Here is a 12,750-nt window from a genome sequence, read left to right as displayed (position 1 = left end):
AGAGCCCCTCCACCGGACCTTCCTCCGCCGCACCCGGGGGGACGGTGAACGGGACTCCCGCCTACGACGCGTCCGCGATCACCGTCCTCGAGGGCCTCGAGGCCGTCCGCAAGCGTCCCGGCATGTACATCGGCTCCACCGGAGAGCGCGGCCTGCACCACCTCGTGTACGAGGTCGTCGACAACTCCGTGGACGAGGCCCTCGCCGGCTACTGCGACCACATCGAGGTCACGCTGCTGGCCGACGGCGGCGTCCGCGTCGTCGACAACGGCCGCGGCATCCCGGTCGCGATCCACCCCACCGAGGGCCGGCCCACCGTCGAGGTCGTCATGACGATCCTGCACGCGGGCGGCAAGTTCGGCGGCGGCGGCTACGCCGTGTCCGGCGGCCTGCACGGCGTCGGCATCTCCGTGGTGAACGCGCTCTCCACGAAGGTGCAGACCGTCGTCAAGCGCGACGGGTTCACCTGGGAGCAGGACTTCGCGGACGGCGGCAAGCCGAACGGCGAGCTCCGCAAGGGCGAGGCCACCGAGGAGACCGGCACCTCGCAGACGTTCTGGGCCGACCCCAGCATCTTCGAGACCGTCGAGTTCGACTTCGAGACGCTGCGCTCCCGGTTCCAGCAGATGGCGTTCCTCAACAAGGGCCTGCAGATCTCGCTGACCGACGAGCGCCCGCAGCACGGCGACACCGAGGACGAGGTCGCCGGCGACGACACCCCCGCCACGGACGCGCACGCGGCCCGCACCGTCACCTACAAGTACGACGGCGGCCTCGTCGACTACGTGAAGCACCTGAACTCGGCCAAGAAGGTCGACCTCGTGCACCCCGACGTCATCGACTTCGAGGCCGAGGACACCGAGCGCAAGATCTCGGTCGAGGTCGCGATGCAGTGGACCAGCGCCTACTCCGAGTCGGTGCACACCTACGCGAACACCATCTCCACCACCGAGGGCGGCACGCACGAGGAGGGCTTCCGCGCGGCGATGACCTCGCTGGTCAACCGGTACGCGCGCGACAAGGGCATCCTCAAGGAGAAGGACGACAACCTCACGGGCGACGACATCCGCGAGGGCCTCACCGCCGTCGTGTCGATCAAGCTCGGCGAGCCGCAGTTCGAGGGCCAGACCAAGACCAAGCTGGGCAACACCGAGGCCAAGACCTTCGTGCAGCGCGTGGTCAACGAGCAGTTCGGCGACTGGCTCGACTCGCACCCGAACGAGGCCAGGGACGTCATCCGCAAGGCCATCCAGGCGTCCCAGGCGCGGCTCGCGGCCCGCAAGGCCCGCGAGGCCACCCGCCGCAAGGGCCTGCTCGAGTCCAACTCGATGCCCGGCAAGCTCAAGGACTGCCAGTCCAACAACCCCGCCGAGTGCGAGATCTTCATCGTCGAGGGCGACTCCGCCGGCGGCTCCGCCGTCCGCGGCCGGAACCCGCAGACCCAGGCGATCCTCCCGCTGCGCGGCAAGATCCTCAACGTCGAGCGGGCGCGCCTCGACCGCGCGCTCGGCAACGCCGAGGTCCAGGCGCTGATCACCGCGTTCGGCACCGGCATCGGCGAGGACTTCGACCTGTCCAAGCTGCGGTACCACAAGATCGTGCTCATGGCCGACGCCGACGTGGACGGCCAGCACATCCGGACGCTGCTGCTCACGCTGCTCTACCGGTACATGCCGGAGCTGATCCTCAAGGGCCACGTCTACATGGCGCAGCCCCCGCTGTTCCGCATCAAGTGGTCGAACGCGCCGCACGACTACGTGTACTCGGACCGCGAGCGGGACGCCGTGCTCGCCGACGGCCAGGCGAACGGCAAGCGGATCCCGAAGGACAACGGCATCCAGCGGTACAAGGGTCTGGGCGAGATGGACTACTCGGAGCTGTGGGAGACCACCATGGCGCCGGAGCACCGCACGCTGCTGCAGGTCACGCTCGACGAGGCGGCCGCGGCGGACGAGATCTTCTCGGTGCTCATGGGCGAGGACGTCGAGTCCCGCCGCTCGTTCATCCAGCGCAACGCGCGCGACGTGCGGTTCCTGGACATCTGACCCCGCTCTCCCGACGTCCCGTCGCGCCACCACCCGAAGGACACTGACCTGTGACAGAGCTGACCGGCGACAACATCGAGCACGGCCGCATCGACCAGGTGGACCTGCAGCTCGAGATGCAGCGGTCCTACCTGGACTACGCGATGGCCGTCATCGTGGGCCGCGCGCTCCCGGACGTCCGCGACGGCCTCAAGCCGGTGCACCGCCGCGTCCTGTACGCCATGTACGACGGCGGCTACCGACCCGACCGCCAGTTCTCCAAGTGCTCCCGCGTCGTCGGCGACGTCATGGGCAAGTACCACCCGCACGGCGACACGGCGATCTACGACGCCCTGGTCCGCCTGGTGCAGGACTGGTCGCTGCGGTATCCGCTCGTCGCCGGCCAGGGCAACTTCGGCTCCCCCGGCGACGACCCGGCCGCCGCCCCGCGGTACACCGAGTGCAAGATGGCGCCGCTGGCCATGGAGATGGTCCGGGACATCGACGAGGACACCGTCGACTTCCAGGACAACTACGACGGCCGCACCCAGGAGCCGTCGATCCTGCCGTCCCGGTTCCCGAACCTGCTGGTCAACGGCTCCGCCGGCATCGCCGTCGGCATGGCGACCAACATCCCGCCGCACAACCTGCGCGAGGTCGCCGAGGGGGTCCGGTGGCACCTGGACAACCCGGAGGCGTCGAAGGAGGAGCTGCTCGCCGCGCTGCTCACGCGCGTCAAGGGCCCCGACTTCCCCACCGGCGCCACGATCCTCGGCCACCGGGGCATCGAGGAGGCGTACCGGACCGGCCGCGGCTCCATCACGATGCGCGCCGTCGTCGAGGTCGAGGAGATCCAGGGCCGGATCTGCCTCGTCGTCACCGAGCTGCCGTACCAGGTCAACCCGGACACCCTGGCCAAGAAGATCGCCGACCTGGTCCGCGAGAACCGCGTCCAGGGCATCGCGGACATCCGCGACGAGACCTCCGGCCGCACCGGCCAGCGCCTGGTGATCGTGCTCAAGCGCGACGCCGTCGCCAAGGTCGTGCTGAACAACCTGTACCAGCACACCCAGCTGCAGGACACGTTCGGCGCCAACATGCTCGCGCTGGTCGACGGGGTGCCGCGCACGCTCAGCCTCGACGCGTTCATCCGGCACTGGACGACCCACCAGCTCGACGTCATCGTCCGGCGAACCAGCTTCCGGCTGCGCAAGGCCGAGGAGCAGATCCACATCTACCGCGGCTACCTCAAGGCGCTGGACGCGCTGGACGAGGTCATCGCGCTCATCCGCCGCTCCCCCGACGCCGACGAGGCGCGCTCGGGCCTGATGGCGCTCCTGGACATCGACGAGGTCCAGGCCAACGCGATCCTCACCCTGCAGCTGCGCCGGCTGGCCGCCCTGGAGCGCCAGCGCATCCTCGACGAGTACGCCAAGCTCGAGCAGGAGATCCTCGGCTACCGGGCGATCCTCGAGTCCCCCGAGCGCCAGCGCGGCATCGTCCGCGAGGAGCTGGACGAGATCGTCGACAAGTACGGCGACGAGCGCCGCACGACGATCCTGCCCTTCGACGGCGAGGTGTCGGTCGAAGACCTCATCGCCGAGGAGGAGATGGTCGTCACCATCACCCGCGGCGGCTACGCCAAGCGCACCCGCTCGGACAACTACCGGGCCCAGCGCCGCGGCGGCAAGGGCGTGCGCGGCGCGCAGCTGCGCGAGGACGACATCGTCGACCACTTCTTCGTGACGACGACGCACCACTGGCTGCTGTTCTTCACCAACCTGGGCCGCGTCTACCGTGCCAAGGCCTACGAGCTGCCCGAGGGCGGCCGCGACGCCAAGGGCCAGCACGTCGCGAACCTGCTGGCGTTCCAGCCCGGCGAGAAGATCGCCCAGGTCCTGGACCTGCGGGACTACGAGCAGGCCGAGTTCCTCGTGCTCGCCACCAAGCGCGGGCTGGTCAAGAAGACGCGGCTGTCGGAGTACGACTCCAACCGGTCCGGCGGCGTCATCGCGATCAACCTGCGCGAGGACGAGGACGGCCAGCCGGACGAGCTGGTGTCGGCCCGCATCGTCGACTCGGTGAACGACCTGATCCTGGTGTCCCGCAAGGGTCAGTCGCTGCGGTTCACGGCGACCGACGAGGCGCTGCGCCCGATGGGCCGGGCCACGTCCGGCGTCACCGGCATGAAGTTCCGCGCCGACGACGAGCTGCTCGCCATGGACGTCGTCCGCGAGGAGGCGTTCCTGTTCACGGTGACCCAGGGCGGCATCGCGAAGCGCACCGCGCTCACCGTGGAGAACTACCGGGTCCAGGGCCGCGGCGGCCTCGGCATCAAGGTCGCCAACCTGCCCGAGGCGAACGGCGACCTGGTCGGCGCGCTGGTCACGGACGCGGACGACGAGGTGCTGGTCATCATGGAGCGCGGCAAGATCGTCCGCTCCGCGACCTCCGAGGTGAACGCCACGGGCCGCACGACCCAGGGTGTCATCTTCGCCAAGCCCGACAACGGGGACCGCATCATCGCGGTCGCGCGGAACATCGAGCGTCACCTCGGTGACGAGGCGGGTACCGTGGGTGAGTCGGGCGAGCCGGACGTGACCACGTCCGCGGCCCTCGAGGACACCAGCGCCACCACAGCTCCGGACGCCCCGGTGGCTGACGAGACCTCCGAGGAGGACGCGTGACCGACACGCCTCCGTCGATCCCGCCCCGCAAGGGCGACGCCGGCGACAAGCCGACCGGCCGCACCGCCACCGAGCAGGCCGACCGCGCCACCGCTCCGGCCTCGAAGAAGGCCCCCGCCGCGGCCTCCCCCGCGGCCAAGGGCCCGGCGACCAAGGCCACGCCGGCCGCCGCCCCCGGCGGCTCCGGGCGCACGTCCGCGCCCGCCGCGGCGACGACGACCACGCAGGAGCCGGTCCGCCCGGCCGCGGGCGGGTCCGCGGCCCGCGGGTCGGCCAAGCCGGCCGCCGCGTCGACGGCCGCGGCCTCGGGCGCCGCCACGTCCGGTGCGGGGACGTCGACCGCCACCGCCGCGCGCCCCTCGGGGACGACCGCGCTCACCGGCTCCGGCCCGCGCCGGGTGCGGCTCGCGATCTCGCGCGTCGACCCGTGGTCGGTCATGAAGCTGTCGTTCCTCATGTCGGTCGCGATCGGCATCATGATCGTCGTCGCGACGGCGGTCGTGTGGATCACGCTCGACTCGCTGCACGTGTTCGCCACGATCAACGACCTCGTGACCGAGATCCTCGCGGACTCCGAGATCAACCTCATGCAGTACGTCGAGTTCGACCGGGTGCTGTCGATCGCCACGCTGGTCGCGGTCGTCGACATCTTCCTCATCACCGCGCTCTCCACGATCGGCGCGTTCCTGTACAACATCACCGCCGCGCTGGTCGGCGGCGTGCACGTGACGATGACGGACGAGTGACCCCCGGTTTGGGCGGGACGCCCCGGCTGGGGTAGTCTCGTCCGGCACGCCAGCGCGCCTGGTGTGCGGAGGGCCTATAGCTCAGACGGTTAGAGCGCTTCCCTGATAAGGAAGAGGTCAGAGGTTCAAGTCCTCTTAGGCCCACTCCCGAAGACCCGCTGGAGGACTCCGTGAAGAAGCTGCTGCTCCTCGTGGCGGTCGCCGCCGCGGGTTACGTCCTCTGGACGCGGTACGCCGCCGAGCGCGACGACCGCGACCTGTGGGCCGAGGTCACCGACTCCGTCGAGTAGGACCCGCCCGCACCCCGCTGCCCCTGGGCCGCGGGACCTGGCCGCCGCCCCGGGGCGGACGGCCGCGCGGGGCCATGGCGCAATTGGTAGCGCACCTGCTTTGCAAGCAGGGGGTTAGGGGTTCGAGTCCCCTTGGCTCCACCAGCACGATCGACGACGGCCCGGTACCCCAAGGGCTGCCGGGGTCGTCGTTCTGTCCGGTGGGCCGCGGTCTGCGTGACAGAGGCTGCCGACCGCTCGTGTCGACGAACCTCGCCGGCGTCCTGACTCCGGGAGGCGCGCGGGCGTGGTCGCCGGGGCGCACTGCCGGCAGGCGCGACTTCCTTGCCGGCAAACTCCACCCGCTTAGAGCGCGACCGCGCCGACTCTCGCGCGGGGAGGATCAGAAGGCGCGTGCCATCGCGGTGACAACGTTCGCGGTGATCTGCCACAGCGCCTGACCGTCGGAGATCGCCGACACCACCTTGAGCACGGTGTCCACGGCGGACGGCTTGTTGTCAGCCCTGATGGCCGCAACAACGGCGTCGGCGATCCCTCGCGCACCGTCCTGCGCAAGCGCTGCCGCGATGTGCTCAAGTTGCTCCGTGCTGAGTGATGAGATGGATGCGCGGGTGTGGGGACCCAGTGCCCGTCCGATGCCGGCTGCGACGGAGCGTTCGTCGTACTCGCGTCTCGCCAGGATGACCCTGGTCGGTGCGAGGCAGAGGAAGCGTGCGGCTTGCATCGACCACTGGTCGCTGTATCTGACGACGACCGAGCCTCGCTGGATCAGCTCGGTGACGACGACGTAGGCCTGGTGAGCGTCGAGGCCGCGAGCCCGCCAGTAGCCTCCGACGGGCACCTCGGCGCCCGGCTCGTGCGTGGTCGCGTAGAGGGCGGCGAGGAAGGCCTGAGACTCGAAGTCGATCTTCGCGGGGTCCAGCGCTCCTCGGGTGTGCCGGTGCCGGACGATCGCCGTGTGCAGCAACCGTGCTGCGACGGCAACGACGCCGAGACCTGCGCCTACGAGTACTGCGAGCCAGTAGTCACTCATGTCCGTCTCCTTGCCTACGGCCGGTATACACAGCGGTGGCTGTGTGTGGTGACCGTATTGCGAGGGTCTGACATTCCGGGGATATGTACGTAAACGAGTGAAATGTCCCGAGCAAATGCCGCATATGTCCAGGTTCGGCCAGGCGCGGTCATCGATCCTGCACGACGACGGCCCGGCACCCTCGCGGGTGGCCGGGCCGTCGTCGCGGCGTGCTGAAAAGGCTCAGGCGGGCGTCGAACCCTCGTCCGTGCCTGTCGTGCCTGTCGTGCCTGTCGTGCCCGTCGTGCCCGTCGTGCCCTCGGCCGGCGTGTCCGGCTTCTTCGGGGCCGCGCGGCGCGGGGTCGCCTTCTTGGCCGCCTCGGTGACCTTCTCGGTCGCCTCGGCGACGCGCTCCTCGGCGGCCTCACGGACCTCGGCGACGCGCTCGGCGGCCTTGTGGGTGGCCTCGCGGCCGCGGGCCACCGCCTCCCCGGCGGCCTGGCCGACGGCGTCGGCGGCGTCACCCGCGCGGGCGCGGAGCTGGTCGCCGGCGGGGGCCTCGGGCTCCCACGGCTCGGCCCACGGGTCCGTGGTGGTCCGGGAGCGGGTCCAGGCGAACACCGCGGCGCCCGCGCCGAGGAGCGTCGCGACGAGGAAGAAGCGCTTGGCGCCCTTGTGCTGCTTCTTGTCCGCCTTCTTGGCGGCGGCAGCGGCGGCGGCGGCCGCGGCGGCGGCGCGGGCCTTCTTCTTGCCCGCCTCCTTGTCCGCGACGTGCTCGACGGCCGAGCCGGCGCGCTCGGCGGCCTCGTTGACCGCCTGGACCAGCTTGGGCAGCAGGTCGTCGACCAGCTTGTCGTGGGCGGTGTCGATCACCGGGCTGGCCTTCTCGGCGGCCTTCTCGACCCGCGGCGCGGCGGCCTTGACGCTCTCCTTGTACAGGTGGTCGATGCGCGGGATGAGCCACTCCACCGCCGCCTCGACGCGCGGCTGGGTCCACTCGACCGCCTGCTCGGCCGCGCCCTTGGCCAGGACGGCCGCCTCGCCGGCCTGGATCTTCGCGGTCGCGGCGAGCTTGCCGGCGCCGTCGGCGGCCTTGGAGCCGGCGTCGGCGAGGGCCGCGGCTGCCTGGCCCTTGAGGCGCTCGGACGTCAGGTGGTCGGTGACGGCTTCGATCTTGCTCCGTCGGGTCAGGAACGCCATGTCCACACTCTCCTGCTCGGGCTGGTCAGGTGACCTCCCACTCTGCCACCGTCCGGCCTCCCGCGCAGGTGGCAGGCGTGTGTTCGTCCCGCGTGAACACGCGATCCTCACCGGGTCACCGTCCCGTGGACCGTGACAGGATGACGGGCATGCGAGCGACCCTGCACACCAACCGTGGCGACATCCGCCTGGAGCTGTTCGAGAACCACGCCCCGAAGACCGTGGAGAACTTCCGCGGCCTCGCGACGGGGGAGAAGGAGTGGACCGACCCGGCGACGGGCGAGGCCCGCACCGGTGCCCCGCTGTACGACGGTGTGATCTTCCACCGCGTCATCGACGGCTTCATGATCCAGGGCGGCGACCCGCTCGGTCGTGGCACCGGCGGCCCCGGCTACACCTTCGACGACGAGATCCACCCCGAGCTGCGGTTCTCCGAGCCGTACCTGCTCGCGATGGCGAACGCCGGCCTGCGCCGCGACCCGATCACCGGTCAGGTGGGCGGCACGAACGGCTCGCAGTTCTTCATCACCGTGACGGAGACGCCGCACCTCAACGGCAAGCACACCATCTTCGGCAGGGTCCTGGACGACGAGAGCCGCGCGGTCGTGGACGCGATCGCGACCACGCGCACCCGCCCGGGCGACCGCCCGGTCGAGGACGTGGTGATCGAGTCGGTCTCGTTCGAGTCCTGACGCCTCGATGACCCAACCGCAGCCGGGCCCTGCGCCCACCCCGCCCCCCGTCTGCCCGCGGCACCCCGACCGCATCGCCTACGTGCGGTGCCAGCGGTGCGGCCGGCCGACGTGCCCGGAGTGCCAGCGCCCGGCTGCGGTGGGGATCCAGTGCGTCGACTGCGTGCGGGAGGGGCAGCGCGCGCAGCGCCCCGCCCGTACGGCCTTCGGCGGCCGGATCACCGGGGGACGCCCCGTCGTCACGCTCACCCTCATCGGGCTCTGCGTGGTGAGCTACGTGCTCCAGCAGGTCAGCGACCGCTGGACGATCGACCTCGCGTTCGTGCCGTTCCTCGGCGAGACGGAGCCGTGGCGGTTCCTCACCTCGGCGTTCCTGCACTCGCCCAGCAGCCTGTTCCACATCCTGTTCAACATGGTGGCGCTCTGGTCGGTGGGTCCGTTCCTGGAGGCCTCGTTCGGCCGCTGGCGCTTCCTCGCGCTGTACCTGCTCAGTGCCATCGGCGGGTCCGTGATGTTCCTGCTGCTGGCGACGCCGTACGCGGCGTCCTGGTTCACCGTGCTGGTGGGTGCCTCCGGCGCGGTGTTCGGGCTGTTCGGCGCCGTGCTGGTGGTGCTGCGCCGGGTCGGCCGGTCCGCCGGCGGCATCGTCGGCGTCCTCGTGATCAACGCCGTCCTGGGCTTCGTGCTCCCCGGCGTGGCCTGGCAGGCGCACCTGGGCGGCCTGGTGGTGGGCGCCGCCCTCGGTGCGGCGTTCGCCTACGCCCCGCGGGAGCGGCGCACCGCGGTCGCCGTCGGGTCGTGCGTGGCGGTCGCCGTGCTGCTCGTGGGAGCGGCCCTGGTGACCTACGCGCGGGTCTGAGCGCGATCCCCAGCGCTGCTCACAGGTGTGGAATTACAACCGTGTAGTTATCCACAGGGTTGTGCACCGCTGGGGACACGGGCCCGGATCGTCCCGGTCCACCGCGAGATCACCCGGGGACGAGCTGGGGACAACCGGGTCCGGCCTGGGGACGACGGTCGCGCGCGCCGCGCCGCGGGACCACCGGGCGCGGCGGCGACGGGGGCCCGGGCGCCGGTCCGGGGGACGGCGTCGTCGTCCCGGTACCGGCGCCGCGGTCACTTCCAGCGGGTGGCCATCCCGAGCCCGACCAGCGCCAAGGCGAACCCGATCGCGAGGTTCCACGAGCCGATGCCGGGGATCGGGTAGTCGAAGTTCGTCAGGTAGGTGACGACGATCCACAGCAGACCCGCCACGAGCAGGCCGCCCAGCACCGGGACGAACCACGGCGGGTTGACCGTGGGGCCGGAGGGGCGCTCGGTGGGCGCGGTGTAGTGCGACTTCTGCCGCGTCCTGGACTTGGGCACGGGATGCTCCTGACGTCGACCGTCTGGCTCGGCGGATCTCGCCCGCGCCGCGCAGCGGACGCGCGCACGGACCCGCGTGGACGTGGCCTAGCGTAGTGGCGGATGACCGAGGGGGATGAGCGTGCCCGAGCAGCACCCTGAGCGTCGGGCCCACGGGGTCCACGCGGCGCCGGCGGCGCCAGACGCGCCGGCCGGCCCGGGCGCGCCCGCGGACGCCCCGGAGCCGGCGCAGCCCGCCGAGCCGTCGGCGCGTCTGCGGGCCGCCCGGGAGCACGCGCAGCACCGCATCCAGCGGCACCGCCGCGGCCGCGCGCTGCGGGGGACGCTGTCGATCGGCCTGGTCATGGCGCTCGCGGGCGCGCTGTTCACGGCGAACGCCCGGCTCGCCAGCGGCACCGACACCCGCCAGCCGCAGGACCTCGCCGGCCTCCAGTCGAACGAGGACGCCCGCCGGGAGCACCTGGCGGACCAGGTCGCCGCGCTGCGCTCCGAGGTCGACGAGCTCACCCAGGAGCAGACCGACTCGGTGGGGCTCGAGTGGCAGTCCGCGGGCGAGGCGTTCGACATCGCCTCGGGCAAGGTCGCCGTGACCGGCACCGGCATCACGGTCAGCCTGGACGACGCCCCGGCCGACGGCCCCCGCCCGGCCGGCACCGGCCCCGACGACCTGGTCGTGCACCAGCAGGACCTCCAGGCGGTCATCAACGCGCTGTGGGCCGGGGGAGCGGAGGCGATGGCGCTGATGGACCAGCGCGTCATCTCGACCAGCGCCTTCCAGTGCATCGGCAACGTGCTGTCGCTCCAGGGCCGCCGGTACTCGCCCCCCTACGTCGTCACCGCCGTCGGCGACCCCGAGGACCTGCTCGCCGCGCTGGCCACCGACCCCGCCGTGCGCGCGTACCGGTCCTGGGTAGACGCCGTCGGGCTCGGGTACCAGGTCACCCGGCCGGACCAGGGCGTCCAGGTGCCCGCCTACGATGGCGCGGTCGACATGCGGTACGCGAGCGTGCCCTCCGGCACGGAGGTCCTCCCGGGGCTCGTCGCCGAGGAGGGCACCGCGACCGGCACGGGCGCGCGACAGGAGGGCACCGAGGGATGAGCGGGACGGAGACCGCCCCGCACGGGGTGGGCGGGCGCGGCGACGAGCCCGCGACGCCCGGGGGTTCCGGCGGGGGCCGGCGGTCCGCGCACCGCGCGCACGGGTCGGGCGACCGGCGGCCCTCCCGCGGGGGCGGTGTGGTCCTCGGCGCCGTCGGCGTGCTCGGCGAGCTGCTGATCACCGCGGGCGTGCTGCTGCTGGCGTTCCTCGCCTGGCAGCTGTGGTGGACCGACGTCGAGTCGAACCGCGAGCAGGCGCAGCTCGTCCAGGAGCAGGGCTGGGACGAGCCGCTGGCACCGCTGGAGGCGTCCGACGGCCCTGCGATCGTCACGCCCCGGTACGACGAGCCCCCGGTGCCGGCCGAGCCCGAGTACCTCACGACGTTCGCGTCCATGCGGGTGCCGCGCTGGGACGGCGAGCCGACCCGCACCATCACGCAGGGCACCGACCGGCCGAACGTGCTCAACCCGCTCGGCGTCGGGCACTACGAGGGCACCGCGATGCCCGGCGGCGTCGGCAACTTCTCGCTGGCCGCGCACCGCACCACGTACGGCAAGCCGTTCAACCGGATCGCGGAGCTCCAGGAGGGCGACCCGATCGTCGTGTGGACCGAGGACACCTGGTACGTCTACCGGGTCACGTCCTCGCAGATCGTGATGCCGGACGACGTCCAGGTCATCGCGCCCGTGCCGGACCAGCCGGACGCCGAGCCGACCGAGCGGTTCATCACCCTGACCACCTGCCACCCGATGTTCTCCGCGCGCGAGCGGTACATCGTGCACGGCGTCCTGGACTACTGGGCCCCCGTCTCCGAGGGCGTGCCCGCCGAGCTCGCGGAGGTCTCCTGATGTACGGGTGGCTGTGGCGGCACCTGCCCGGGCCGGCGCTGGTGCGCGTCCTGATCCTGCTGGTCCTCGCGGTGGCCGTCCTGGCCGCCTGCTTCACGTGGGTGTTCCCCTGGCTCGCCCCCTACATGCCGTTCAACGACACCACCGTGGGGGAGGGCTGACGATGAGCCGCATCCTGGTCGTCGACAACTACGACTCGTTCGTCTACACGATCGTCGGGTACCTGGACCAGCTCGGCGCCGAGACCGTCGTCGTGCGGAACGACGCCGTGCCGCCGGTCTCCGAGCGCGGGGAGTTCGACGGGGTCCTCGTGTCGCCCGGTCCGGGCACGCCGTCCGAGGCCGGCGCGTCCATGCAGGTGATCCGCGACTGCGTCGAGTCCGGCACGCCCATGCTCGGGGTCTGCCTGGGGCACCAGGCGCTCGGCGAGGTGTTCGGCGGCACCGTCACCCACGCCCCGGAGCTGATGCACGGCAAGACCAGCCTGGTGTCCCACGAGGGCCACGGCGTCTTCGAGGGCCTGCCGACGCCGTTCACCGCGACCCGGTACCACTCGCTGGCCGTCGTTGACGGCACGGTCCCCGACGAGCTCGAGGTCACCGCGCGGGCGAACGGGATCATCATGGGCCTGCAGCACCGGACGCTCCCGCTGCACGGCGTCCAGTTCCACCCGGAGAGCGTCCTCACGGAGGGCGGCCACCGCCTCCTGGCGAACTGGCTGACCCTGACGGGTGAGCGGGACGCGGTCGCCCGTTCCGCGGACCTCCACCCCCTCGTCCGCCCCTGA

General features: G+C 71.8%; 13 protein-coding genes and 2 tRNA genes. 12 read left to right on the top strand and 3 right to left on the bottom strand.

Annotated features, from left to right (window positions below; all coding sequences use genetic code 11):
* Positions 1–44: 44 nt before the first annotated feature.
* From gyrB to FS882_RS03970, 6 genes are all read left to right on the top strand, one after another.
* Entirely contained in the window at positions 45–2,045 is a 2,001-nt protein-coding gene (gyrB, locus tag FS882_RS03990; RefSeq protein WP_262348061.1) for a DNA topoisomerase (ATP-hydrolyzing) subunit B, read from the top strand.
* 50 nt (positions 2,046–2,095) lie between these two features.
* Positions 2,096–4,711: a DNA gyrase subunit A gene (gyrA, locus tag FS882_RS03985; RefSeq protein WP_158371017.1), complete on the top strand. Its 2,616-nt coding sequence runs from the start codon at positions 2,096–2,098 to the stop codon at positions 4,709–4,711.
* On the top strand, positions 4,708–5,457 hold the full coding sequence (locus tag FS882_RS21320; protein ID WP_222848115.1) for a DUF3566 domain-containing protein: 750 nt from the start codon (positions 4,708–4,710) through the stop codon (positions 5,455–5,457). The genes gyrA and FS882_RS21320 overlap by 4 nt, the downstream gene beginning before the upstream one ends.
* A 70-nt stretch (positions 5,458–5,527) precedes the next feature.
* Positions 5,528–5,601: transfer RNA gene (locus tag FS882_RS03975), tRNA-Ile, on the top strand.
* A 26-nt stretch (positions 5,602–5,627) separates the two neighbouring features.
* Complete coding sequence (locus tag FS882_RS21315; RefSeq protein WP_218707942.1) at positions 5,628–5,747, top strand: DLW-39 family protein; 120 nt, start codon at positions 5,628–5,630, stop codon at positions 5,745–5,747.
* A 68-nt stretch (positions 5,748–5,815) separates the two neighbouring features.
* Positions 5,816–5,891: transfer RNA gene (locus tag FS882_RS03970), tRNA-Ala, on the top strand.
* Between the two features lie 238 nt (positions 5,892–6,129).
* Here FS882_RS03970 and FS882_RS03965 read toward each other — a convergent pair.
* Together FS882_RS03965 and FS882_RS03960 are read right to left on the bottom strand one after the other, a co-directional pair.
* A complete protein-coding gene (locus FS882_RS03965; RefSeq protein WP_158371014.1) occupies positions 6,130–6,780 on the bottom strand; it encodes a hypothetical protein in 651 nt (216 codons plus the stop codon).
* 222 nt (positions 6,781–7,002) lie between these two features.
* On the bottom strand, positions 7,003–7,959 hold the full coding sequence (locus FS882_RS03960; protein WP_187365119.1) for a hypothetical protein: 957 nt from the start codon (positions 7,957–7,959) through the stop codon (positions 7,003–7,005).
* A gap of 149 nt (positions 7,960–8,108) precedes the next feature.
* Here FS882_RS03960 and FS882_RS03955 point away from each other — a divergent pair, with 149 nt between their 5' ends.
* Both FS882_RS03955 and FS882_RS03950 read left to right on the top strand, forming a co-directional pair.
* Entirely contained in the window at positions 8,109–8,651 is a 543-nt protein-coding gene (locus FS882_RS03955; protein WP_158371011.1) for a peptidylprolyl isomerase, read from the top strand.
* A gap of 163 nt (positions 8,652–8,814) precedes the next feature.
* A complete protein-coding gene (locus tag FS882_RS03950) occupies positions 8,815–9,510 on the top strand; it encodes a rhomboid family intramembrane serine protease (RefSeq protein ID WP_316043614.1) in 696 nt (231 codons plus the stop codon).
* A 257-nt stretch (positions 9,511–9,767) separates the two neighbouring features.
* Here the strand turns inward: FS882_RS03950 and FS882_RS03945 are convergent, their stop codons facing one another.
* Positions 9,768–10,016 (bottom strand): cell division protein CrgA, encoded by a 249-nt coding sequence (locus FS882_RS03945; RefSeq protein ID WP_158371006.1) that lies wholly within the window; start codon positions 10,014–10,016, stop codon positions 9,768–9,770.
* Between the two features lie 121 nt (positions 10,017–10,137).
* Between FS882_RS03945 and FS882_RS03940 the strand changes: the two genes are divergently transcribed.
* The 4 genes from FS882_RS03940 to FS882_RS03930 are packed head-to-tail and all read left to right on the top strand — an operon-like array spanning position 10,138 to position 12,750.
* Positions 10,138–11,115, top strand: a complete 978-nt coding sequence (locus FS882_RS03940; protein ID WP_262348048.1) for a DUF881 domain-containing protein — start codon at positions 10,138–10,140, stop codon at positions 11,113–11,115.
* A complete protein-coding gene (locus FS882_RS03935) occupies positions 11,112–11,963 on the top strand; it encodes a class E sortase (protein WP_158371003.1) in 852 nt (283 codons plus the stop codon). The genes FS882_RS03940 and FS882_RS03935 overlap by 4 nt, the downstream gene beginning before the upstream one ends.
* Complete coding sequence (locus FS882_RS20840) at positions 11,963–12,124, top strand: hypothetical protein (protein ID WP_187365118.1); 162 nt, start codon at positions 11,963–11,965, stop codon at positions 12,122–12,124. The genes FS882_RS03935 and FS882_RS20840 overlap by 1 nt, the downstream gene beginning before the upstream one ends.
* Before the next feature lie 2 nt (positions 12,125–12,126).
* Complete coding sequence (locus tag FS882_RS03930) at positions 12,127–12,750, top strand: aminodeoxychorismate/anthranilate synthase component II (protein ID WP_158371001.1); 624 nt, start codon at positions 12,127–12,129, stop codon at positions 12,748–12,750.

It is taken from the genome of Cellulosimicrobium cellulans (genome assembly GCF_007679345.1).
In the GTDB taxonomy this organism is placed as follows: domain Bacteria; phylum Actinomycetota; class Actinomycetes; order Actinomycetales; family Cellulomonadaceae; genus Cellulomonas; species Cellulomonas cellulans_A.
Note: the sequence above shows the minus strand (reverse complement) of the source record. Positions and strands in the feature narration are given on the sequence as shown.

Coding starts and splice junctions, on each gene's coding strand:
- FS882_RS03960 (WP_187365119.1), bottom strand. CDS start 7,959: ATGGCGTTCCTGACCCGACGGAGCAAGATCGAAGCCGTCACCGACCAC.
- FS882_RS03935 (WP_158371003.1), top strand. CDS start 11,112: ATGAGCGGGACGGAGACCGCCCCGCACGGGGTGGGCGGGCGCGGCGAC.
- FS882_RS03965 (WP_158371014.1), bottom strand. CDS start 6,780: ATGAGTGACTACTGGCTCGCAGTACTCGTAGGCGCAGGTCTCGGCGTC.
- FS882_RS03955 (WP_158371011.1), top strand. CDS start 8,109: ATGCGAGCGACCCTGCACACCAACCGTGGCGACATCCGCCTGGAGCTG.
- FS882_RS03930 (WP_158371001.1), top strand. CDS start 12,127: ATGAGCCGCATCCTGGTCGTCGACAACTACGACTCGTTCGTCTACACG.
- FS882_RS20840 (WP_187365118.1), top strand. CDS start 11,963: ATGTACGGGTGGCTGTGGCGGCACCTGCCCGGGCCGGCGCTGGTGCGC.